The sequence below is a fragment of the Dehalococcoidia bacterium genome (genome assembly GCA_022449765.1).
GTDB lineage: Bacteria > Chloroflexota > Dehalococcoidia > Lucifugimonadales > Australimonadaceae > UBA2963.
In genome coordinates this window covers 1-22,160 of the sequence record JAKUPZ010000009.1, presented here as the reverse complement: position 1 = coordinate 22,160, position 22,160 = coordinate 1, and the positions used below count along the sequence as shown (strand labels likewise).

General features: G+C 43.9%; 22 protein-coding genes. 13 read left to right on the top strand and 9 right to left on the bottom strand.

The features are described from left to right. The first annotated feature begins 9 nt into the window (after nucleotides 1-9). On the top strand, nucleotides 10-819 hold the full coding sequence (locus tag MK127_05290) for an SDR family oxidoreductase (protein MCH2532207.1): 810 nt from the start codon (nucleotides 10-12) through the stop codon (nucleotides 817-819). Nucleotides 820-852: 33 nt separating this feature from the next. Here MK127_05290 and MK127_05285 read toward each other — a convergent pair whose 3' ends face one another. Beyond that, nucleotides 853-2,097, bottom strand: a complete 1,245-nt coding sequence (locus tag MK127_05285; GenBank protein MCH2532206.1) for an MFS transporter — start codon at nucleotides 2,095-2,097, stop codon at nucleotides 853-855. A gap of 68 nt (nucleotides 2,098-2,165) precedes the next feature. Here MK127_05285 and MK127_05280 point away from each other — a divergent pair, with 68 nt between their 5' ends. The 4 genes from MK127_05280 (at nucleotide 2,166) to MK127_05265 (ending at nucleotide 6,852) form a co-directional block, all read left to right on the top strand. Further along, nucleotides 2,166-2,909: a sulfite exporter TauE/SafE family protein gene (locus MK127_05280; GenBank protein ID MCH2532205.1), complete on the top strand. Its 744-nt coding sequence runs from the start codon at nucleotides 2,166-2,168 to the stop codon at nucleotides 2,907-2,909. Nucleotides 2,910-3,042: 133 nt separating this feature from the next. Then, complete coding sequence (locus MK127_05275) at nucleotides 3,043-4,221, top strand: ammonium transporter (protein ID MCH2532204.1); 1,179 nt, start codon at nucleotides 3,043-3,045, stop codon at nucleotides 4,219-4,221. Nucleotides 4,222-4,335: 114 nt separating this feature from the next. Beyond that, nucleotides 4,336-5,127, top strand: coding sequence for a hypothetical protein (locus MK127_05270; GenBank protein MCH2532203.1), 792 nt, complete (start codon nucleotides 4,336-4,338; stop codon nucleotides 5,125-5,127). Between the two features lie 114 nt (nucleotides 5,128-5,241). Further along, nucleotides 5,242-6,852: an ATP-binding cassette domain-containing protein gene (locus MK127_05265; GenBank protein MCH2532202.1), complete on the top strand. Its 1,611-nt coding sequence runs from the start codon at nucleotides 5,242-5,244 to the stop codon at nucleotides 6,850-6,852. Between the two features lie 43 nt (nucleotides 6,853-6,895). Here the strand turns inward: MK127_05265 and MK127_05260 are convergent, their stop codons facing one another. Genes MK127_05260 through MK127_05250 form a run of 3 tightly spaced genes read right to left on the bottom strand, consistent with a single transcriptional unit; the run spans nucleotide 6,896 to nucleotide 11,101 of the window. Continuing rightward, complete coding sequence (locus MK127_05260) at nucleotides 6,896-8,071, bottom strand: ethanolamine ammonia lyase-activating protein (protein ID MCH2532201.1); 1,176 nt, start codon at nucleotides 8,069-8,071, stop codon at nucleotides 6,896-6,898. Between the two features lie 48 nt (nucleotides 8,072-8,119). Next, nucleotides 8,120-10,909 carry an efflux RND transporter permease subunit gene (locus MK127_05255; protein ID MCH2532200.1) on the bottom strand — a complete coding sequence of 930 codons (2,790 nt, stop codon included), beginning with the start codon at nucleotides 10,907-10,909 and terminating at the stop codon, nucleotides 8,120-8,122. Between the two features lie 24 nt (nucleotides 10,910-10,933). Then, nucleotides 10,934-11,101: a hypothetical protein gene (locus MK127_05250; protein MCH2532199.1), complete on the bottom strand. Its 168-nt coding sequence runs from the start codon at nucleotides 11,099-11,101 to the stop codon at nucleotides 10,934-10,936. Nucleotides 11,102-11,188: 87 nt separating this feature from the next. Here MK127_05250 and MK127_05245 point away from each other — a divergent pair, with 87 nt between their 5' ends. From MK127_05245 to MK127_05235, 3 genes are all read left to right on the top strand, one after another. Then, nucleotides 11,189-12,148: a TAXI family TRAP transporter solute-binding subunit gene (locus MK127_05245; protein MCH2532198.1), complete on the top strand. Its 960-nt coding sequence runs from the start codon at nucleotides 11,189-11,191 to the stop codon at nucleotides 12,146-12,148. 217 nt (nucleotides 12,149-12,365) lie between these two features. Beyond that, nucleotides 12,366-12,716: a hypothetical protein gene (locus tag MK127_05240; protein MCH2532197.1), complete on the top strand. Its 351-nt coding sequence runs from the start codon at nucleotides 12,366-12,368 to the stop codon at nucleotides 12,714-12,716. A 4-nt stretch (nucleotides 12,717-12,720) separates the two neighbouring features. After that, complete coding sequence (locus MK127_05235) at nucleotides 12,721-13,992, top strand: MFS transporter (protein MCH2532196.1); 1,272 nt, start codon at nucleotides 12,721-12,723, stop codon at nucleotides 13,990-13,992. On the opposite strand, the gene MK127_05230 is transcribed toward MK127_05235, so the two are convergent. From MK127_05230 to MK127_05215, 4 genes are read right to left on the bottom strand one after another with little or no spacing between them, the layout of a single operon-like run. Then, a complete protein-coding gene (locus MK127_05230) occupies nucleotides 13,982-14,323 on the bottom strand; it encodes a hypothetical protein (GenBank protein ID MCH2532195.1) in 342 nt (113 codons plus the stop codon). The genes MK127_05235 and MK127_05230 overlap by 11 nt on opposite strands. Next, nucleotides 14,323-14,862 (bottom strand): 3-phenylpropionate/cinnamic acid dioxygenase subunit beta, encoded by a 540-nt coding sequence (locus MK127_05225; GenBank protein ID MCH2532194.1) that lies wholly within the window; start codon nucleotides 14,860-14,862, stop codon nucleotides 14,323-14,325. Before MK127_05225 ends, MK127_05230 begins: the two co-directional genes overlap by 1 nt. 12 nt (nucleotides 14,863-14,874) lie before the next feature. Continuing rightward, nucleotides 14,875-15,120 (bottom strand): hypothetical protein, encoded by a 246-nt coding sequence (locus MK127_05220; GenBank protein ID MCH2532193.1) that lies wholly within the window; start codon nucleotides 15,118-15,120, stop codon nucleotides 14,875-14,877. Then, nucleotides 15,121-16,509 carry a Rieske 2Fe-2S domain-containing protein gene (locus MK127_05215; protein MCH2532192.1) on the bottom strand — a complete coding sequence of 463 codons (1,389 nt, stop codon included), beginning with the start codon at nucleotides 16,507-16,509 and terminating at the stop codon, nucleotides 15,121-15,123. Nucleotides 16,510-16,649: 140 nt separating this feature from the next. Here MK127_05215 and MK127_05210 point away from each other — a divergent pair, with 140 nt between their 5' ends. From MK127_05210 to MK127_05200, 3 genes are read left to right on the top strand one after another with little or no spacing between them, the layout of a single operon-like run. Continuing rightward, on the top strand, nucleotides 16,650-17,447 hold the full coding sequence (locus tag MK127_05210; GenBank protein ID MCH2532191.1) for an SDR family oxidoreductase: 798 nt from the start codon (nucleotides 16,650-16,652) through the stop codon (nucleotides 17,445-17,447). Nucleotides 17,448-17,457: 10 nt separating this feature from the next. Continuing rightward, complete coding sequence (locus MK127_05205; GenBank protein MCH2532190.1) at nucleotides 17,458-18,543, top strand: amidohydrolase; 1,086 nt, start codon at nucleotides 17,458-17,460, stop codon at nucleotides 18,541-18,543. 24 nt (nucleotides 18,544-18,567) lie between these two features. Continuing rightward, nucleotides 18,568-19,467 carry an SDR family oxidoreductase gene (locus MK127_05200; protein ID MCH2532189.1) on the top strand — a complete coding sequence of 300 codons (900 nt, stop codon included), beginning with the start codon at nucleotides 18,568-18,570 and terminating at the stop codon, nucleotides 19,465-19,467. A gap of 7 nt (nucleotides 19,468-19,474) precedes the next feature. On the opposite strand, the gene MK127_05195 is transcribed toward MK127_05200, so the two are convergent. Next, a complete protein-coding gene (locus tag MK127_05195) occupies nucleotides 19,475-20,251 on the bottom strand; it encodes a dienelactone hydrolase family protein (protein MCH2532188.1) in 777 nt (258 codons plus the stop codon). Nucleotides 20,252-20,350: 99 nt separating this feature from the next. Between MK127_05195 and MK127_05190 the strand changes: the two genes are divergently transcribed. Together MK127_05190 and MK127_05185 are read left to right on the top strand one after the other, a co-directional pair. Next, entirely contained in the window at nucleotides 20,351-21,706 is a 1,356-nt protein-coding gene (locus MK127_05190) for a Rieske 2Fe-2S domain-containing protein (protein ID MCH2532187.1), read from the top strand. A gap of 18 nt (nucleotides 21,707-21,724) precedes the next feature. Continuing rightward, on the top strand, nucleotides 21,725-22,160 hold a 436-nt coding region (locus MK127_05185; protein ID MCH2532186.1), incomplete at its 3' end, for a Rieske 2Fe-2S domain-containing protein.

Here is a 22,160-nt window from a genome sequence, read left to right as displayed (position 1 = left end):
GGTAGAACTATGCCAGGACGCGTTGAAAATAAAATTGCGATTGTAATTGGGGCTGGCCAAACCCCAGGGGATACCATTGGGAATGGCCGTGCTACTGCAATTTTGCTTGCTCGAGAAGGAGCAAAAGTGGTGGTTGCAGATCAGGATCTCATCTCTGGGCAAGAAACCGTCGATATGATAATTGCCGAAGGCAATGAGGCTATTTTTGAATTAGTTGATGCTGTTAGCGAAGAATCTGTAAGGATTCTGGTAAATCGCATCAAAAAAAATTATGGAACGATAGATATTCTTCACAATAATGTCGGTGCAAGCTTAGCACTGGGAGATGCTGTTGCTGTTGATCTTACTGAAGAGGCGTTTGACCGTAGTTTTGCAGTTAATTTAAAGAGTCATTGGATGGCATGTAAGCATGTGATTCCGATAATGAGAGAACAAGGAGGCGGTTCAATAGTGAACATTTCCTCGTTAGCTGTGTTGGAGGGTTACCCTTATTTGGGTTACAAAACAATGAAAACTGCAATAATTGCTATGACACAGAATCTTGCAATGGCACATGCAGATGCTGCAATTCGTGTCAATGCAATACTACCTGGATTGATGAATACTCCAATGGCAATTGAAGCACGTGTAGCGGCAGGTACTCCACGTGAGCAAGTTATAGCCTCTCGAAATGCTCGAGTACCGCTCGGAAATCGAATGGGTACTGCTTGGGATGTAGCTTACGCTGCACTATTCCTGCATTCTGACGAAGCACAATTTATAAGTGGAATTTGGCTACCAGTGGACGGAGCTTCATGGGCAAGCCAAGGCAGGTATTAGCTCTTCCTCTAAATTTGCCTTCTTAGAATTACCCTAAGTACGACCAGCGTAGAGCGCGCGGGGCGTGGGGAAAGCCAGACTAGCAATCACTACTGCGCTAAATAATGCCCCCCATGTGACGAGAACTAATGTGGGCCCAATTTCTCCAGCAATAATGCCGTTGAAGAGATTTAATACCGCCATTGTTCCACCTATATTGATTTGATTAAGCCCAGTAATCCGTCCTCTCAATTCATCAGGAGCTATTGTCTGAACCATTGAATTAGCAATTGCCATGAAACCTACCTGCGAACCTCCCATGATTGCGGTACAGAAAATGGCTGAGGCAAAATTATCTGATAACGCTAATCCAAAGAGCGATAAGCCACTTAGTGCCCCTAAAACTAGAAGCATGCTGCCCCGGAGTCGAGCACTACTCATTCCTGCTACATACAAGGCAAACAGCACTGAGCCCGTCCCTACGCCCATCATTAGATAACTGACGCCGCTAACAGGATCATCAAGCACGACTTTTGCAAATATCGGTAGTATTGATTCATAGGCCATTGTTAAAGAGCAGTGGAGCATAATTAATAGAAATAATGTGCGGAGTGATCTATTTTTGTAGATATATATAATTGCTTCTTTTTGACTAGCGCCAAAGCTTGTCCCTTTTTGTATGCCGCCTGTCGTTCGTGCTTTTATACAAAGTATTCCAATCAATCCAGCCATATAGAGTAGTCCACATATTGCAAACCCCCATGTAGCACTCCAAAAAATGAGAGGGATAGCCATCAAGCCGGGACCTAAAAGTTTACTTCCATGAGTGGAAATCATGTTCAAGGACACGGCGTTTAGTAAATGTTCTTTCGGTACTACATTTGGAATAAGGGATTGCGTTGCAGTCATTTGAAATGAGCGTACTGCACCGTTAAATACTGCCAGAAGTACAATTATCCAAGGACCTAATACTCCCAAGACTCCTAAGCTTGTGAGAAGCACACTATGCAATATTTGAGCTATATAACCTGTCAGTAAAACTGTTCGTCTCGTGTACCGATCAGAAAAATACCCAGCTAATGGAGGGGTAACGAACCGAGGAGCCATTGCAGCAAAAGTAGTTATTCCTACCATGCTGGGCGAATCCGTTACTTGTAAGACCAGTACCCCTCGAACAACAATAAGCCCCCAATATGCAGAATGACCGCCAAGTCCTCCAATCCATAACCACCTAAAGTCAGCACTACGGAATGCGAGGAAATATTTTGAGATCGCGGGGATAGATGTAAATCGAAGCATCAGGTTCCTATTCAGCAGCAGCTTAACAGTTAACAGTCGATAAGGCATTTTTGCTATATGCTTAATCGATGCCGGAGATAAATTTAATTATTTTTGCAGGGGTGGCAGTATTTTTCTCTGCAATGATCCAGGGGACCACAGGTTTTGGGTTCGTTATTGTGGCAGCCCCAATAATGCTAATTCTCTTTGATCCATCTCTGGTGGTGCCCGTACTTGTGCTACAGGGATTTTTATTAGCACTAATACTACTTATAAAAATTTACGCTTTAGTTGACCTCAAAAGGATATGGCCGCTTGTTCTATCCGGGATAATTTTCACGCCATTAGGCACTTACTTTTTGGTTAATTTGAACGCAGGAGTTTTGAAAACGATCATCGGCGTAGTCGTTGGGTTGACCGCCATCGGAATGTTTACAGGGCTCCAATTGAAAGCAAAAAATGAAAAACTGCTCTCTATTCCTGTTGGAGCATTAAGCGGCTTGCTCATAGGTTCTACGGGACTAGCCGGAGCTCCTGTCATATTATTTTTTACTAATCAAGATGTTGAGCCACAGCGTTTTCGGGCGAATATCACCTTCTATTTGCAATCAGTCAGCATTGTTGCATTTCCAGCTTTTTTCATTAGTGGTGTACTGACTTCTGAAGTCTTTATTTTGTCTGGATTACTCTTCCCCGGAAGCCTTGGAGGGCTGATAACAGGGATTTGGCTTCACAGCCGTGTTTCACAAAGAATTTTTAGAAAAATTGGACTTGCTGTGGTTCTTATATCTGCCATTGCTGCGATACTCTCAGGTCTAACAAGCTTTCTTTAGCGAAATAACGACAAACTACAGTCAAATACGTAACACTTTCGCAACATACTTTTTAACATTTTTGAAAAATTTTGCTGTACGGTCCTACCGTTGGTTAACTCTGACTAAATTTCTTGACGGGAGGATCTTTCGTATGGATTCTGGATCTATTGCTTGGATGTTGACATGCAGTGCTTTGGTATTGCTTATGACCCCTGGATTGGCCTTTTTTTACGGTGGCTTGGTGAGGGGTAAAAACGTGGTTTCTACCATGATGTACTCATTTATTTCGCTTGGAGTTGTGAGTGTCGTCTGGGTACTTTGGGGCTACAGCCTTGCTTTCGGCGAAGGTGGTAATGCGCTTATCGGTAGCTTGAGTAATTTTGCTTTGTCCGGTGTGGATAGTGCAGATGAGCAGGTGTTTGCAATTTTCCAAATGATGTTTGCAATCATCACTCCGGCACTTATAACCGGTGCGTTTTGTGAACGATTCAAATTCAAGACCTACCTCATATTCCTGGTTCTATGGGTGACTATCGTCTATGCGCCTGTAGCACACTGGGTATGGGCTCCTGAAGGATGGTTGGCCGAAAGAGGTGCACTGGACTTTGCAGGAGGTGCAGTGGTTCACATCAATGCTGGTGTAGCAGCAATTGCTGCAGCAGTTCTTGTTGGCAAGCGCAGGAATATAGAGAATGGTATTTTGCCCCACAATGTTCCTTATGTTTTGCTAGGTGCATCAATTCTGTGGTTCGGTTGGTTTGGATTTAATGCAGGATCCGGCCTTGCTGCTGATGGAGTCGCGGTAAGTGCATTCTTAGTAACTAACACATGTGCAGCTACTGCAATGATGGTTTGGGTGCTTCTTGGTATGTTCCACAACGGTAAGGCTAGCGGCGTAGGCGCTGCCACGGGTGCAATTGCCGGATTGGCAACCATCACACCAGCTGCCGGATTTATTGGCGTTGGCCCCTCTTTAATTTTAGGCGTTGTGACCGGAATCATCACTTTCTATGTGGTGTTTTTCAAAGACAAACTACGATTTGATGATGCCCTTGATGTATTTGCTGTCCACGGTGTAGGTGGAATGGTAGGCCTGCTCGGCTGCGGTATTTTTGCCGCAGATATTGGCCTGATTGAAGGTGACTCTGCGTTGCTAGTGGACAACATAGTTTTGATTGTCAGTACGTTCGTGTATTCACTAGTGGTAACTTTTGCTCTACTGAAAGTTTTAGATGTAATCCCTGGCCTAGGTATAAGATCTGCTGAATCTGAAGAAGATGCGGGATTAGATTCAAGCGATCATGGCGAAGCTGGATATCAACTTAACTAAGTAGCGTGACACAACAATTGGACGCAGTGAAATTTCACTGCGTCCAATTGTTTATCTTTACTAAAAATTACGACTACCGTTAACCTTTTCCTCAAAAAATATTATCCTTATCGTATGAAAATACGAAACCTAATTACTTTTACTATTGCCTTAGCATTTATAGTTGCATGTTCCTCTTCTCCAGACCCCAGCGTCCAGAGCACATCTGAATCGGTGGCTCCAGCGCTAGTAGATGAGGCTTCGGTTGCGAAACCGACATCTACTCCCGTTAGTAATCCTGCTCCCACTGCAGCACCTACTGCGGTTCCTGCTCCTATCCAAACACCCGATTCCTCTCCCGTAGCATCTAAAGAACAAGAGGGTAAGAATGCGAAACGTTCTGTGGGAGATTACGAAGGTGTGGCGTTCAGTGTTGCAGAAGGTTCCAAAATCTCCTTCAGCGTTACTGAGCAATTGTTCCGATTATCCTCTCCAATTGACGCTGTTTTAACAACCAGCAAATTAGAGGGGAATATTTTCCTCGACGGCAGAGAATCTATTATAGAAATGGACCTTCACAGTTTGACGAGCGATTCAAGTTCAAGGGATCGCTATGTAAAGAGGAGGATGTTTCCAGATAACCGTACTGCAATATTAGAAGTGCCACCAATTGAAACTCTTCCAAAAGGCTTTGAAACAGGCGTGGAGGTAAGCACTAAAATTGCCTCTATCTTGAAAATTAAAGGGAATGATATCCCTGTTGATTTTGACATTGTAGCTATTGATTCAGGGGATCATATTTCAATAACAGGTAAAACCGTTGTTACGTGGGATCAGCTAAAAATGCCCGTTCCAACAGCTAGAGCAGTTTTAAGCCTTGAAGATGAAATCAGAGTCGAAGTGAAGTTGCAGGCATTTGCAAGTTAAATTTGGTTGATCAAGAAAATCTATAAGTTGTTACGACGCCCTCTACGGATTAATCCCAAGAGGGCATCGTTTTGAGTTCAATACTCAAGATAGAAGTTGGATAATAGGCTCTCTATGTTATTCGCAGAAAACGTTAATAAGTCATTTGGGGGATTCGATCTTTTCAAAGATGTCTCTTTCAATATAGCTGACGGTGAGCGGACTGCTCTTGTGGGCCCTAATGGAGCAGGTAAAACCACCTTGCTACGAATGCTGGGAGGCGAAGATTACCCATCTTCTGGCTCAGCGGGGCATAGAAACGGAACCCTTGGTTATCTCAAACAAGAATCTGGATTTGATCCTGATAATGGCTTGGTTGAAGAGATGTGGAGTGCTTTCCCTGATGCCTTATTTGTCTCCAACCGCATCAAGCAAATTGAAGACGAGTTAGCTAATGGCGACTCCGCTGATTCAAGGCTTGTTGAAGAGTCAGTTGAACTGTATGAACGGTTTTCTACTTTGGATGGGTATGAAATCGATGCTCGTGTCGATCGAGTCCTCAGCGGGCTAGGTTTCAAAAAAACGGACAGATTTAAAAAATGTGGATCATTTAGCGGTGGATGGCGGATGCGAATTTCTCTGGCTAAGGCCTTAGTAAGACTTCCTGATCATTTGCTATTAGATGAACCTACTAACCATTTGGACAAGAATGCACAGGATTGGCTGGCGAGAGAGTTACGTATGTATGAGGGAACGCTGGTTTTGGTTACGCACGATGGTTCGTTTCTCGACAAGGTAGTGGGGAGAGTCCTGGAAGTCGGAAGCCAGGGCGTTGTTTCTTATACTGGCAATTACACGAAATACTTGGCACAAAAGGAAAAACGAAGGGTTCAGCAGGAACAGGCCGCTGCAAGACAGCAACGGCAGTTGGCTTCTCAGCAATTGTTTATTGATCGTTTCAGGGCAAAGGCAACCAAAGCTACCCAGGTTAAAAGCCGGGAGAAAGCCCTTGCTAAAGTCCAACGTATATCTGCACCCCGTCGAGAAGTTGGCGCAAAATTCAGCATTAAATCACACGGTAGAGTTGAGCAGAAAGTACTTTCAGTTGACTCAGTTTCAGTTGCATTCGACGACGATTTTGTTCTTATGGATACTAGCTTGATGGTAGAGAGAGGGCAGAAAATTGTACTGGTGGGACCTAACGGTAGTGGTAAATCGACGCTACTCAAATTAGCTATGGGTCAGGTAGATCCGGTTGAGGGGAGCGTGAACTGGGCTGAAAGAGCTCGCCCAGGGTATTACGAACAGCACCAGGATGAAGCCCTCGATCCCGACCGAACAGTGTTGGAAGAAGTACAGTCAGTTGCCACTGAGGCAACTGAGGAGAAGGTAAGAACCGTTCTCGGAGAATTTTTGTTTAAAGGGGATGATGTTTTTAAACCAGTATCAGTACTTTCCGGAGGGGAGCGAAGCAGAGTTGCACTAGCCAAATTTCTCATTCAGCCTACCAATGTCCTGCTTTTGGATGAGCCCACTAACCACTTGGATAGAGCAACACGAACCAGTTTGGTTAGCGCACTGAATAAATATGATGGCACTATTGTTTGTGCGTCACATGATCCTGAGATCCTCGATACGATTGCGACTCATGTATATGAAGTCAAAGATGGTTCTTGTACGAACACCAGAATTATTGAGCCAGTTATAGTGACGCAGCCTTCCCGTAAGAAAAAACGCAAAAAATAAGGACCCAAGCGGGTCCTTATTTTCTATAGAAATCAAGTCAAGATTAATCCCAAGCCTTAAGAGCACCTTTCTTGTTCTGGGGTCCTTCAACTCCAGTGCAATAGGGGATTAAGTTTTTCATCCTGCATTCCTGCCCATGCTTACGTAATTCTTCTTCAAAAATCTCATGTACTCTTCGTGATTCATCTTCATACTCTAATTGGATACCGCCCTCTTTGATGCTGACCATCGCGCGGATTTCACCTTGCTTAGAGATATCGTTACTTCCTCGCCTTACTGCATATTTTCGAGAATTGGCGGGGCTCATATTGATATATCGTGCAGGCGTGGTTCCAACATTGAAATGCTGATGGAAATATTCATTATCTGCATCCTGCGTAGGAAGATAGAGGCTTCCTCTTTGCCAGTCTGCCTTCACAAGATCAGACATGTCTTCATTTTTCCAAACAAGAGCAAAGCCAACGCCGCCGGTGATTAGGAGGTGAGCGCCTGGCCCATGCCGATGTGCTTTTTTATAAGTTCCTACTGGGAATTCGGAAATGTGAGAAGCAACTGTGTTATCAGCAAGAGAAAGCATTATGTTAGTTCCGCCTGCTCCTCTCTCGTGCCATTCTGGCATAGGCATGTTCGCCGCATCAGGAAGAAAATTAGTTTCCCAAATACGCCCTTTGTACATTGAGCCGGAACCCGAAGCCCATCCTTCTTCCGTATTGAGACGATCAGGGAAAACGTAAGGGTTATTCCAGATAAAGTCTGGGGTAATGAACTTTCTTAATACACCTGGCAAGGTGGTTACTGAAACCATGCGTGTTGGTTCTGAACCGCTTCCATTGAAATGCTGGAAGGTAGCATTCATTGGTATGGAGAAGTAGGCACCTTCAGCCCATTCGAATGTTTGCTTCTTTGATTCGTCATACCATACCGAAGTAGCTCCTCGCCCGCTAAGGACGTAAATGACTTCGTTGTACATGTGGTGCTCGGGGTTTGTTTTCCCTGCTGGACCTATTTCGATGACATGCTCGTCAGTATCTTCATCTCCATCAAGATAGACTACTGCTCCATTAACGCCTTTTCTTGGCCAGTAATCCAACTCCAAGCTATACAAGTCTTTTATGTATAGCCCTCCGTGTAATTTGACACCCTCATCTCTTTTCCACTCTTCGTAGCTGTCGATACGCTCAAATACTGGAACTTGAGCCGGGTCGTTATTTGTTGTCATAGTTTCTCCTCCCAAAGAATCTAAGAGATATATACGCAGACGTTATATTTAGTTTAGGCGGGCGTCAATTGTTGTTTCTGAGGACGAATATTGAGAACCAGTAGCTATTATTAGGAGTGATGGGAGGACGACTAGTGCCGCAGCAAGTGCTAAGAAAATCATTATCGCTGTCAAAATACCGTAAGACGAGAACAAAGGCATTGGTGCAAACCCCATGATAGTAAAGCCAACGATACTGGAACCTGCAGATGCTAATAATGCTGAGCCAGTCTCTTTTGCGGCATATTCGATGGCTGCTAACTTGCTTGAAGAACGAGTCATTTCCTCACGATAGCGCTCTGTCATATGTATGGAGTAATCGATTCCGACACCTACTGATAAGGCTCCAATCGTCGCTGTAACAAGGTTCAAGGCAAAGCCTAAAAGGTACATGAGCGCATAAAGCCAGGATGCTACAAGTATTACAGGGATAACTGTGACAACAGCAAACCTGAATGATCGCATGCTGAGAATAAGAAAAATTAATGTGCCAATTACAGCTATTGGCAAAGATGTTCTTAATGCATTAGTGCTAGCTGTAAGCTCTGCATTTCTGGTGAAAGGTGCTCCTGTAAGCCCCACTTTTGATATGGATACATTGGCTGCCAAAAACTCCAAATCTTTCGATAATGAGATCTCTGCCTCCTGCACTACGGCTTGCTCCCTTGTACCCGGAATGCCGACTATGAGTGTCGCAACATTTTCTTCGGAGCCACTGGGGTCATGGAAGAAAGAGGTGCTGACATCTTCTACGGTGTAGACCAGAACATCTTGATTTAGCGGCACCCCGTTAAGCCGAATGAAATCAAAGATGGCTTTGATCTGTTCTTTTGAGTCGGGAATTGCGTCATTGTTGTTGTCGATAATTTGCTGACCGGTAATTTTTTCAAAAACCACAGGATCCAAGGAGATACGCTTGACCATGCTGATCACGTTTCTATGGAAAATACTTGGAGTGCCATCAGCTTCTTTTCCTACGTAGGGATTGCTGCCTAATTTTGACATTAGTTCATCAATCATTACGAGTGCTTCCGGGTCAGTTAGATCTCCGCGAATATAAACTATTCCACCCTCGCCCGAGCGATCCCCGACATGTTCATCAAGCTTATCTAATCCAACAACAAAGTCCGAATCATTTTCAAAAAAATCCTTTACGTCGAATGTCGCTTCTAATTTTAGAGCTGTAAATATGCTTAGCGCTGTAACGATAAGAGTGAGAAGCAGCGTGAAATATTTGTATTCGGCAAGCACCAGAACAATCTTCGGAAGAAGCCGTTCAATAAGGGGTCGCTTTTTATGAAATTTGCTAGATTCATCTGAAGGTACACCATCTCGTTTGGTAACAAGCAAAGGGATGCCTATGAAGATGATGGCTACTCCGAAAAGCACTAACACTCCAATCTGAATATTTAATGCAACCGTGAGTATCACCGCAAATCCAGTTGTGGTGATCACCCCTATTAGTCCTGACCAAAACAGGACTTTGGATAGCGCTGCATTAGGAATGGTGGATCTTTGCCCAAGATTTTCAATACGCATCAGTATCAAAGGGACAATTATGCCGAGAACAATAAAGGAAGAAAAAACGGCTATCCCTGCAGAAAGCCCAAAGTGCGTTACAGCTTCTATGCCTGATGGAACGTTTGATAAAAATGCTATCCCATCGCTTGCCATTGCAAGTGCGAGTGCGCTGAGTACGCCCGCGAACCCAATGCGCAGTGCCATGCGTGGCGCATAACCGTTTAGGCGTTCTTCTCGATAACGCCTGACTGCATGCACAGCGAAATCCACTCCTAGGGAAACCATCGCAATGGGTACGATAAATTCAATGATTAACCCACCCTTGATGCCGAGTAGTGTACTTAGCCCTTTGAGCCAAATCATTAAAAACCCAATACCCATGGCTACTAAGGCCGTTGCCCAATATGTTCGAAGAGAGATACCCACAACGCCCAGGGCGGCAATAACAGTCAGAGTTATAAAAATGCCTGCTGTAGAGCCCTCGTCTTCAGCTTCTAGGTTTTGGTCTATCGCCAACCCCCAGACTTGATAGTGTGTTTGGTCTACCCGCAAGATTGACTGGATATTACGGGCAAAATGCTCCTTGGTTAGCGTGGTTTCGTCACTGGAAAGGGAACCTGCACTGCGCGTGTTTTCGCCTCCCAGTAGCTTGTTATCTGCAACTACGACAAAATTGATTGCAGGTGAAATCCACCAATCAATGTTCTCCCCTAGTACGGTACGGGTTTCCCTAGTTGCTTTTGTTGAAAGCTGGCTTTGAAGGGAAGATGTTAAAGGATTGGCAAGGAGAAAATGGATTGCAAATTTAACCTGCTCCTCAGACGCCGTTTCTAGGTTTGTACCTAGAAGAGGGTGGGTTTGAAGGACCTGGTTAGCCATATCTGCGATGGTGCTCACACCATAATATTCAGAATTCGACTGAACACTGAAAGACTTGATTAAGTAGGAGTTATTCGGCAGCCCATTGACTGCGAGTAGGCCTTGCTCATCTTTTTGTCGCAATTCTTCCTCAGCACGAAATAATGTCAACAAAGAATCTTTGGTAAGAACGTCACCATTTTTTGATTCAGCAATATAGGCGATGGGAAATATAGGGGAGGCGAGCTTTGAGGCAATGTCATCGCGAAGATCGAATGCTTCTCCATCAGGTTCAGTAGAGGCAGAATCTGGAGAGCCTTGTGTCGCAACAGGTATAGATAGAAATAAGGTTGCTGTAAAAAAAGCAGCAATAAGGAGACCTGAACGCCGTTCAATAAAATTTGCAAATATCTGCTTCAAACTTGCCTCTTAATAGTGATAGGACTAAATCCTGCGAGTGCTCCCATGGATCTTGCTTTCATAGTCAGGTGGATCAGTGGGCTTGTAGTCCTCTTCTTTTCTGAAGCGGCCGTACTCACGAATATCAAGTTGAGTACGGTCGTCCTCAACAGGTTTCGTGTCTTTTGGTATACGCGGTGATTTTTTGGACATATTTATAGGATACTAATTGGCATGTACTATGTCATGAATATTGGCAAAATTTATTCGTAAATCATCAGTAAGTAAGAGAATATATATATGACTAAATCTGAACCGAGAGAAATAAAATTTGGAACATCATGGTCCACTCAATTCCGCTTTACACAGGCCATTGGTAGGGGGTTGAGTGAATTTATGGATATAAAAGCTTCTGCACATGTTTTAGGACCAGGGGGTTACAGTGCGCTTTCGCAAGGTGCAGTAGATGTGATTTTTTCAAAATGGGTAGTGAATGAACATCGGTTTTCTGGAGAAGGGTTATACGCAGGCGCATCTCCGGATGAATGGTTACGCACAATCGCCTGGCTTCCTCAAGAGGATAGATTTCTGTTTTCCATGGCTCCCTGGACAGGAATAACATCATTTGCGCAGATTGCTGAAAAAAAGCCAGCATTACATATTGCTGGAAGCGGTGGCGAAGCTGTGCTAAATGAATATGGCTTTTCCTATGCAGACATTGAAAAGTGGGGCGGCTCGGTGCGCCGGATTGAACATACAGCAGCAGAAGCAAAAAAACGCTTTGAAGCAAATCAATTGGATGGGCTCTGGGGTGATGGAAGCGCTTACGATTTTTCAGCATGGCCATGGGTGGGTTCACGCGGATACAAGTTTCTGGGAATAGATGAAACCGTAATGCAGCGTCTGGAGTCAAAAGGATTAAGGCGTCAAATTACTCCTTCTGGATTCGTGGCAAGCATTGAAAGTAATTTACTTGCGCTTGACGACTCCCACATTGTCGTCACATGCCGTGCAGATTTGGATTCTGAAATCGCATATTACTTGGCAAAAGCAATAGATAAAAAAAAGCGCGATATTGAGCTTACGTCAATTCAGCTGGACTACGACAACGGTGAAGCTGGCGGATTACCAGTGACGACGACCAAATACTGGTCCTCTTTGACCGGGCCTATTGAGAAACAATGGAACGAATCTTTTACTGGCGCTCCGATCCATGAGGGTGCGCAAGATTATTATAAGGAATGCGGGTATATCGTTTAGTGACTAATTTGTAAGAGACTGGTAATTTAACGACATGGCAAGTAATTTTCGAATTTGGACGATTGGTCTATTAGTACTAGTAATAATTTCCCTGGGAATTTCCACTTTCGCGGTAGTATTTGCTATGCAATCGAAGGACGAGCAGAACTCCTCAAATGCGCCTCTAGTACGTAGAGATCGCATAGATGCTCAGCAAAGCCCAAGCGCTTCCCCGAAAATGGAAAGACCTTTTAGAAACAGGGCTCAGAGAAATAATAGAGCTGCTCAAATCACTGTTAACAAGTTTAAGGATGAGCCAAAAGGTAAAAAGGAAAAGGCAGATAGGAAGAAAATAGGTAAATCCAAGGGAAAAATAACACCTAATAAATCTAAGAAAACCTACGCTAAAAAAATAAACATCCAAAAAAAGAAAACCCAGAGCTTAAGCGATCTGGTAACGGCAGGAAAGCTTACGCAGATTCAGGCAGACGAGAAGCTTGCTTTGCTTACTAAAAAATACAAATCAATGGTTGATGCAGGGAAACTAACTCGAGAGCAGGCTGATAAGAAGTTAGCCTTACACAAGTAATTTATTGAATAAAAAAAATACAAACAATCAGCCCCGGTTTTACTACGGCTGGGTGATTATCATTGTGACTGCTTTGGGTATGTTTACTCAGAGCACAGAGACATTCAATGTGTTGAGTGTTTTCCTTGCGCCAATGAATGCGGAATTTGGTTGGACACGAACTCAGTTTGCAGGGGCAATGTCTCTCGGTTCCTTACTTGGGGGAGCAATAGCTCTTTTCGTAGGTCCATTGATTGATAGATTTGGTCCAAGAGTTGCTCTTGGAATTGCATTTGGTTTAGTGGGCGCAGCGTTTGTCCTGATGAACTGGATCACAACGCTATGGGAATTTTATGCTCTACAGACCATCGCACGCATGATGTCGAATGGAGTAACGGGAGTAGCCTTAGGAATAATCATCCCCAAATGGTTCATTGAAAAAAGAGGGCGCGCAGTTGCGTTTGGGAGCATTGGTTCTCAAGCAGGATCCACCATTACCCCTCTTTATGTGCAGCTATTGGTAAACCTTTACGGCTGGCGCGTTGCCGCAGTGGTTGCAGGTATAGTCATATGGATCCTGTCATTTTTCCCAGCAATTATATTCATGAGAAGGCAGCCCGAGGATCTGGGATTGCTCCCTGATGGAGTAATTCCAAAGGTGCAAGAGGGTAATTCGGTGCCTGCAGCAGACCTCAGAGAACCTCAGATTTCCTTGGGTTTTCATGAGGCTAAGCGAATACCTTCTTATTATCTGCTTATTGCTTCTATTTGCACGACCTGGTTGATCAGGACGGGAGTCACATTGCATATGATCCCTTTCTTTATGGATCATGGCTTTTCATCATCATTAGCAGTGCTTGTACTTGCGTGCTATGCATCAAGTGGAGTTTTGGGCGCAGTAATCTGGGGCTATGCTGCGGATCGATTCGGTGCACGCCGTAGCCTTACATTGGATACAGCCTTAATAGGCGTGGGTGCTTTTGCTCTTTTGGGCGCAGCTAATGCGATTTGGCTTGCATTTGCTTGGGCAGTATTTTGGGGAGTCGTTCTAACTGGGCAAATGACATTACAGAAGATTATTTTTGCTGATTATTTTGGTCGCGGTAGATTAGGTAGTATAAGCGGAGTAGTTACTGCATTTCAGACAATTGCACAGGCTTTAGGACCTGTAGTTGCGGCTGTTGCTTATGACACTTTTGAAAGTTATTTTTTCGCGCTTGTTGGATTTTCCTTAGTTTCGTTTCTAGGTAGCGCTTGCGTATTTTTTTCCCGGCCACCAGACAGGGCTAATGGTTAAATTTGGGATGGTTACGAATGGGAGTATCGTAATCTACACCATGTGACCGGAACCATATATGGACTCCTTCCCAAAATTTCTCAGGATCCATATCTATAATTTCCCCAGATTGTTCACGAGACAGCACAAGAGCTCCCCAAGGTTCTGGGTTGCGTTTTGTTCCTTCAATTGGCAAATCTCCAGCAACTGAAAAGGTGCTATCCATTTGAGTAAGGAAATCATGCAGATTACTCACATCAACTGTTAGGGCTTCTTTTACTTCACCTGAAGCTCTGAGAATTAACAAAACATCAAATTCCCCGAAAATTCGCCACTCAGCAGATAAAGGCATTAGAAAAAAGTTGTGATGGCCTTTGACAAAAGGACATTCTGATCTAGGAGAATAAGACGCTTCGCGATTTTCCATCCTGTCTGATCGTCTTTTCTTAAAATATCCTGCCTAGTTCCGACGAATACATTGACCTCTGTTTGCAGACGATTGGTCCAAACAAAGAAATTACTTCTCACTGGGACTTCATTTTCAGACAGCTCACCTACTACGATGTTACTGATGATGTGACGGACCCTTGAAAAAGGTTCCTCTGCCCAATGCAACCCAGTATTAATTTGACGCACACGACCTGCCAATGTTCTTTTACCTTCATCAAACCATGAAATCTCTGATTTCGAGTCTGAATTTTCACGATGCTGCTCTCCAAATTTGACGTTCCGACGAACGGGCATGTGGTAGTGGATATCGTCTGCTATTAGTTCAATCCATTCATTAAATCTTCGATCATCTAAGAGCTCAGCTTCATAGTAAAGGAATTTTTCGATTTCTCTTTCAAATAGCAATCGTTCAATTGAAGTATCAGTAGCATAATTACTCATTTTCCCTACTTCCTAATCCACCAGGCCGACAACATCGGCCGCGAATGCCATATCTTCAGTGCCAACTAGTGAAGGATCGTCTGGTGACTCAATGAACTTTATAAATATCCACCCGCCGTCTCTCGGATTGGCTGTAACTTCCGCCACGGACCCATCTCGCAATTTAACTTTTTGACCTTCAGGCAAATTAGTAAGAATGACAGTGTTGTTTACATTAATCAAATCATCAGCATTAGGTTTCTCGTTGTTGCTTGTCATTTATTTTCGTTCCGTGTTTTTTTTAGGATTTACTGGGAATATCTCATCCCAGCTTGGCGCTTCCATGAATTCAATCCAGCGCCTTAGGCGAGCTCTTTGATTTTCTTCAGCGATACGATAATTGAATGTCATACCTTCCATTCGCTCGTCAGTATGTGCATGCCCCAAACCCATTTGAAAATTATATGGAAGTCTTTGTGCAATAGTCCCTAAACTTGCGGGGAATGCATAATTCCAGTTTTCCATGTCGTCAGATTCAGTAAGGCCTGTAGGACCTCCATACCTCATCATGTACCGTCGCTGAGCGTCTTTTACAACTTGGGGGGCATCCCTATCAACCGGGTACTGTCGCCAGCTTTCAGTAACTCCGACCCCATGAGGATGCCAGATTAAAATTCGATGAGGCTGTATATTCACATTTGGCCAGACCAGCGCAGTTCCGCCATTTCCTGCGTGTAGGTAAGTGCCTTTGTATTTTGCCTGCTTTTTCTCTCGCTGAGCCTTGTAATATTCATCAACTTCTGGAGGTTCAGTTTGCCAGGTGTTCGCGTACTCAGGAGTACCAGGCAGTTCGTACATGTGGTTATGTCCACCATGGCCGAGTTCGGGGAGCATCATTTCAAATGGCTCTTTAGGAAAAGGCGCTTGAATTCCGCCTCTTCCTCCTCCATCTAGCTCACCTTGAGGACCGATAGCTGCAACGTTGACTGAGCGATGCGTCATTGCTCCATGTGCGCTGTCTCCGTCGAAACTGAACCCAGGGAATTTCCAATTGGTAGGGATATGCCATTTAGTTGCAGGTGTGAATAGTTCGACACCATTATCTTCACCACCACTACTTTCGAAACACCAACGTACGGTTGGAGCATAAACTCCTAAATAATCTTCAAAAGACGGTGCTTTTTTGTCCCATGTTGCCCAAAGAGACCCATAATAGTTTGATAATTGTGCAACTTCATGCAGTCCCCATTGCGATTTATCTAACTCATCATGATATGCCGCTTTGTAGTACGGAACACCAACTAATCGCCCATCAGTATCATAGCTCCATCCATGGAAAGGGCATGTGAATACAAGAGTATTTCCTTCGTCATATCGACAAACTTTCATTCCCCGATGCCTGCAAGTATTAAGAAATGCGTGTATCTGATTTTTGCGATCCCTTACAACTATTATCTCTTCCTCACCCATGCGGGATATGACAAAATCTCCTGGATTAGGAATTTGGCTTTCATGTCCAATGAACAGCCAGGCACGGGCAAATATTTGCTCTAATTCCTGCTGATATATTGCTTCATTTACGTAAATTTCTCTTGCGATTAACCCTTCATCTAGATTTACTAAATCACGCAATGATCTATCGCCACGAGAATGTATTATTGAAACCATATTGCCCCCTCATCGGACTTTAGCAGTTATCTGAATCACTCATATTAATACTATTGCGCTAATATTACCGAATTAATAGAAATTGCGCCTCTTTACCTACTAGCTAAAAATAACCATACTTGCGCAGAAGTGAGGATTATATGGACTCTATGGATCTATCCGGCCGCGTAGCAATTGTTACAGGTGGAAGCCAAGGTATTGGCCGTTCAATTGCACTTACATTGGCTAAAGCAGGAGCAGATGTTGTAATCATTGCAAGGCTTCCAGAATCGGTGAGCCTTGGAACTGAAAGAATACATAAACCCGTAGATCCCGTTGTTGATGAGATTCGGAGTATGGACCGACGTGGACTGGGCATTATTGCCGATGTCAGGGATCCTGAGCAAATGCATGCTATGGCGAAAGAGGTTATTCATGAAATGGGTCAGATCGATATTTTAGTTAATAACGCGGGTGCGACTTGGGGGGAAACTTTTCGTATGGGCCCCTTACTAGAAATGACTTCAGGAGATTTGGACGAATGCCTGAACCTTAATTTAAAGAGCTTTTTCCACGCCAGTTCCGCAGTTGCTCCTTACATGCTCAGTCAGGGTAAAGGAACTATTCTTAACATGGCTTCTGCTTCAGGGCAGGGCGCTAGCCCAGGGAATGGGCTGTATGGTGCTGCAAAAGCAGGTGTAATCAGCTTTACGTTAACTATGGCTCAGGAATGGGCGCCCAAGATTAGAGTGAACGCTATTGCGCCAGGTACTATTGCACATGCCGACCGTGCGGCTGTACATCCGTACGCACCTCCGGGTAGCCGAGGACCTAACAACATCCCCTTAGGTCGGACTGGAGACGCAGATGATATTTCGGGCGCTGCATTATATTTAGTGTCTGATGCAGCGTCATATACTACTGGAGCAGTTATTGATATAAATGGCGGTCGTCAATAGGGAGGAAACTATGGTCACTGAAATCGCGACTAAAGTAATAGATGCAGACGCGCATGTTGTAGAAACGACTCGTACTTGGGATTACATTGAACCTTCGGATCAAAAATTCCGCCCCGTTTTGTATCAGGCAAATGATGGGACTATTGCCTGGAAAGTTGGTGACTTAATTAGACCAACTAGTTTTAACTTGAATAAGCAACAGTTATCAGAGCTTTCGAAAAAGCAAGGATTTGATTTAAATCTTTCCCCGGAAGGAAGAGATTTAGATGATGTAGGAGCACGCCTTAAAGATATGGACAGGATGGGTGTAGATACCCAAATAATATTTAACAGCTTTTGGATCACAAAATTTACTGATGATCCTCGTGCAGAGATAGCAATTTGTAGAGGTTGGAACAGATGGATGGCAGATGCCTATAAGCAGTCAAATGATCGACTGCCTTGGACCTGTGTCGTACCAGTCATGTCAATTCCAGAGGCTCTTGAAGAATTACGTTATGCTCGTGCCAACGGCTCTGTAGGTGTGATGATGAGATCTATTGAAGGAGAGCACTCATTGGTAGATCCTCACTTTTACCCCCTATACGAGGAAGCCCAGAAATTAGACATGTGTATTGCAGTACACGTTTCCAATGGTAATCCATTGGTAGTTAGTGGAATGAAATCTGCACACGATCGCGCATCTAGCTTTTATTCGCTTCGAGTACCTACTGTAGGTTCGTCGCTGGTTGTGATGATGAGCGACATACCAGAGTATTTCCCTAAACTAAGGTGGGGTTTTATAGAAGTTTCTTCGCAATGGGTCCCTTGGGTTGTTAAAGAAGTGAGGAGAAGAGAACGAAAACTAAATCGAACTATGCCTGAAGACCTACTGAAAGGGTTAAATGTTTTTGTTTCCTGTGAGTCCGACGATGATCTACCGTATGTACTTTCTTATGCTGGAGAAGACAATATTGTTATTGGGACTGATTACGGGCACACGGATATCTCTGGTGAAAACGACGCCATCAATACTTTTAGGCAACGAAATGATGTAAGTGAAGAAGTCAAAAGAAAAATCCTTTTTGATAATCCTAAACGACTGTACGGGCTATAAAAAAGAGAGAATCTAGGAGTAAACATGTCTGAATTAGAAGGAAAAATAATCGCGATTACTGGTGCTGCAAGAGGAATGGGAAGAGCATTTACTCGTTCTTTTCTTGAAAGAGGAGCAAAAGTCGTTGCTATGGATATTTCCTGGGAGCCTACAGGATTTTCTGGAGATAGCGACAAGGAATTCCTCAGCGAATTAGAGTCACGACCTGATGATGTGATAGTAGCAACTGTGGACGTGACAAATGATGGGCAAATAGATGATGCATATGCAAGGACCATAGAGAAATGGGGAACATGCGATGCGTTGATGAATGATGCTGCAATGCGCCAGCGAATTTTATTTCCTCCGACCGGTAGAACAACTACTCTTGAAACCAGTGATGAGGATTGGGAACGAATGTTTGCAGTCAACGTTTTTGGAGCGTTGAAAGTGACACGTAGATTCGTACAGCCCATGCTAGAAAAACAGAGCGGAAGCATCATGTCTGTAATTAGCAGCGGAGCACTCCACCATTCTTATGGAGGGGCCTACCACGCCCTGCGTCCTAATAGCAGGGAAATGCCTTATCAATCTACCAAAGCTGCACTTTTGACAATGATGTTTTATATGGCAGACGAGATTAGAGATCAAAATGTTGCTGTAAACCTGCTTGTTCCTGGCCACACCAGAACCACGGGATTTGATGAACAGAACATCGCTCGTCGTGAGATGGGTATGGCAAACCGCAATGCGCCACCTCCAATGAGGCCTGAACATATTGTGCCTTTGGCTCTATTTTTGGCATCTCAAGATGCTAAAAGTGGGGTCACAGGTAAATGCTTTGATACTCTTACCTGGAATATTGAGCATGGATTAGGTGGGCCTAGCGAATGGGAAGACTTGGAAGGATTTGCCGTATCAGAAAATCCTTCTTTAGCTAGATAGAAGCTGCTTAAAAGCTGAAGTTGATTTCCGCATCAGCTTCAAAATCAACTTCAGCTACCGCATCACTTTCACCAGAGAATATCTGCTGAAAATAATCACTAAGTATTGCCCATGACCGCTCAGATGTATCGTGTTGGTATTCGTCTGGTCTGGTTTCATTCATCCAGCCATGAGGAGTATTGGCAAATACTTTTAAAGTAGCTTGCTTGTTTAGAGTATTTAATGAATCGCGTAGCTTTTTTATATTCTCCAAAGGAACGAGCCTGTCATTTTCTCCGAAACATGCAAGTAAAGGGCAATCAAGCCGTGTTAACACAGTCCCAATCCCTTCTTGGCCCTCGAAAGTCGGCTCGTAATCACGGGGATAGACGCCACCATGGAAAATAGCTACTGCAGATACTTTGCGCCCTGCAGCTGAGTACACTAGCGGTGTTCTACCGCTTTGACAGAACCCAACTATCCCAATTTTTGTATTATCTACAAATGAATTTTGCTTCATGAAGTCAATTGTTTCGTCAATGTCAGTGATTGTTTGAATATCGGTAGGGTCGTAGCGAGCCTCAGAACGTTCAAGCGGTCCTCTTTCCCCTTGATATCTGTGGAATAAATCAGCAAAGCAAGCGACGTAGCCATAGGACGCCATTCGCTTGATTACATTGAAGCTATGCTCTACAGGCCCATATCGTTCATGGAGCATTACCATCAAAGGAGCTGAAAGCTCCGATTCAGGAAGTGCATACCAGATTCGCATTCCAGAAGCAGATATTTTTTCAACGATTTCCATTTACTAATTCCATCTTTGTATACGCAGACTGTTAACTTATTTTCGTATAAGAGTATGATTGTGCCAGTGCTTTTATACAAGCTAGGTGCGGAGGTATAAATGCTTTCTTCTGAAGATACAGATTTGCTTTGCCGTGTTGGTGCAGATACTCCCATGGGGAAAATGATGAGGCAGTATTGGTTGCCTTTTGGCTATTCCTGGGAGTATGAGGAAAACGATCAGCCTCAACGTATACGACTACTTGGAGAAGATCTCATTGTTTGGAGATCCTCTGAAGGCGAGTTGGCTGTCACTCAACCTAATTGCCCCCATCGAGGAGTGAATTTCTTTTACGGGCGTAATGAAGAATCAGGTATACGCTGTGCATATCATGGCTGGAAATTTGATATATCAGGGCAATGTATTGAGATGCCTAATGAACCGGCTGAAAGTAATTTTAAGTACAAAGTAAAAATTAAGTCGTATAGATGTGCTGATTTTGGTGGCGTAGCTTGGGTATATATGGGCGCTGACCAACTGCACTTGCCACAAATTCCACAATTTGAATGGGGCTTGCTCCCTGAAGAAAACGTCAATCATGCTCAGAAAATTGTTTATGAATGCAATTGGATGCAGGCTTTGGAAGGTGAACTAGATTCTACTCACGTCTATTTTTTACATAGGCGTTTAGATCCATCTGATTCGCCTCGCTTTGGTTTATACCACAATGACATGAGAGCTAAATTCCATATCGTTGATAAAGAATACGGCTTTACTTACGGTGCAGAACGTACGGAACTTGACGGAAACACATACTGGCGTACTACGCAATTCCTTTTTCCATTCTATGGAATGTTTCCTGCTCAGGATGGTGTTGTTCCTCTATCAATTTATGTGCCAATTGATGATTATCACACCCTACACATGGGAATTTGGTGGAAGCCATCAGGCCGTATGGATGGTACTCGCAGACCATCAGCATTACTTGCAGACGAAATTGGGGCTTTATCTCCAGGGGTGGGTCCAATGAAGGACGAGCAACATGGAAAATTTTTTTCTCACTGGTGGCCTAAAGCAGCACTAGATTCAGATTTTCTTGTCAATGCCCGAGCAAAGAAAACTAAGAATATGACAGGCATACCTACGGTACGTTTACAAGATTCTGCCGTTATTCATAGTATGGGCCCTATTATGGATCGTACAAAAGAGCATTTAGGGACCACGGATGCAAGCATTATTAGAGCACGTAGAAGTTTGATCCGTGCTGCGGTTGCTTTTGAAAAGGAAGGCAAAATGCCGCCAGGTTCTGAAAATCCCGAAATGTACTTTGTGCGTTCATGTGCAACAATTCTTGAGCCTAATTTAAAATGGGAAGATGCTCTTGAGGATTGGCACAATTGCAAGACTAACGAATTTCCCAGATTGCTTTCAGAATCTAACAGGGCTTTTGAAGAAAGAATCTTACCTAGCCAGTAAAGTTTATATAACAGGTGCATGGAGAAAAAGATGCTGACACATGAAGCAAACGATCGATATACGCGAGTTGGACCGGGCACACCAATGGGAGAGTTGATGCGTCGGTACTGGCATCCAGTTGCTGCGGTATCACAGATGAATGATAAATGGACTATGAAGGTCAGGCTTTTGGGAGAAGACCTCATTCTCTACAAAGACCGTTCAGGTTCCTATGGTCTAATCGAGCCTCATTGTGCGCATCGTCGCATGAATATGATTTACGGAATACCAGAGCAGGAAGGTATCCGTTGCCCATACCATGGCTGGTTATACGATCAAACTGGTCAGTGCACAGAGCAGCCTTATGAAGAGACAGAAGATCCGGAGGCTCGATTCAAAGACAAAATCCAGATGAAGGCATACCCGGTAGAAGTAAAAGCAGGCTTGGTATTTGCATACCTTGGACCACAGCCTG

Bases quoted from the DNA above. Each gene is read 5' to 3' on its own strand.
- MK127_05210 (MCH2532191.1), top strand. From the start codon at position 16,650: ATGGACTCTATGGATCTATCCGGCCGCGTAGCAATTGTTACAGGTGGA.
- MK127_05230 (MCH2532195.1), bottom strand. From the start codon at position 14,323: ATGCCTTTATCTGCTGAGTGGCGAATTTTCGGGGAATTTGATGTTTTG.
- MK127_05190 (MCH2532187.1), top strand. From the start codon at position 20,351: ATGCTTTCTTCTGAAGATACAGATTTGCTTTGCCGTGTTGGTGCAGAT.
- MK127_05200 (MCH2532189.1), top strand. From the start codon at position 18,568: ATGTCTGAATTAGAAGGAAAAATAATCGCGATTACTGGTGCTGCAAGA.
- MK127_05205 (MCH2532190.1), top strand. From the start codon at position 17,458: ATGGTCACTGAAATCGCGACTAAAGTAATAGATGCAGACGCGCATGTT.
- MK127_05265 (MCH2532202.1), top strand. From the start codon at position 5,242: ATGTTATTCGCAGAAAACGTTAATAAGTCATTTGGGGGATTCGATCTT.
- MK127_05220 (MCH2532193.1), bottom strand. From the start codon at position 15,120: ATGACAAGCAACAACGAGAAACCTAATGCTGATGATTTGATTAATGTA.
- MK127_05215 (MCH2532192.1), bottom strand. From the start codon at position 16,509: ATGGTTTCAATAATACATTCTCGTGGCGATAGATCATTGCGTGATTTA.
- MK127_05240 (MCH2532197.1), top strand. From the start codon at position 12,366: ATGGAAAGACCTTTTAGAAACAGGGCTCAGAGAAATAATAGAGCTGCT.
- MK127_05250 (MCH2532199.1), bottom strand. From the start codon at position 11,101: ATGTCCAAAAAATCACCGCGTATACCAAAAGACACGAAACCTGTTGAG.
- MK127_05245 (MCH2532198.1), top strand. From the start codon at position 11,189: ATGACTAAATCTGAACCGAGAGAAATAAAATTTGGAACATCATGGTCC.
- MK127_05195 (MCH2532188.1), bottom strand. From the start codon at position 20,251: ATGGAAATCGTTGAAAAAATATCTGCTTCTGGAATGCGAATCTGGTAT.
- MK127_05270 (MCH2532203.1), top strand. From the start codon at position 4,336: ATGAAAATACGAAACCTAATTACTTTTACTATTGCCTTAGCATTTATA.
- MK127_05285 (MCH2532206.1), bottom strand. From the start codon at position 2,097: ATGCTTCGATTTACATCTATCCCCGCGATCTCAAAATATTTCCTCGCA.
- MK127_05280 (MCH2532205.1), top strand. From the start codon at position 2,166: ATGCCGGAGATAAATTTAATTATTTTTGCAGGGGTGGCAGTATTTTTC.
- MK127_05275 (MCH2532204.1), top strand. From the start codon at position 3,043: ATGGATTCTGGATCTATTGCTTGGATGTTGACATGCAGTGCTTTGGTA.
- MK127_05260 (MCH2532201.1), bottom strand. From the start codon at position 8,071: ATGACAACAAATAACGACCCGGCTCAAGTTCCAGTATTTGAGCGTATC.
- MK127_05290 (MCH2532207.1), top strand. From the start codon at position 10: ATGCCAGGACGCGTTGAAAATAAAATTGCGATTGTAATTGGGGCTGGC.
- MK127_05225 (MCH2532194.1), bottom strand. From the start codon at position 14,862: ATGAGTAATTATGCTACTGATACTTCAATTGAACGATTGCTATTTGAA.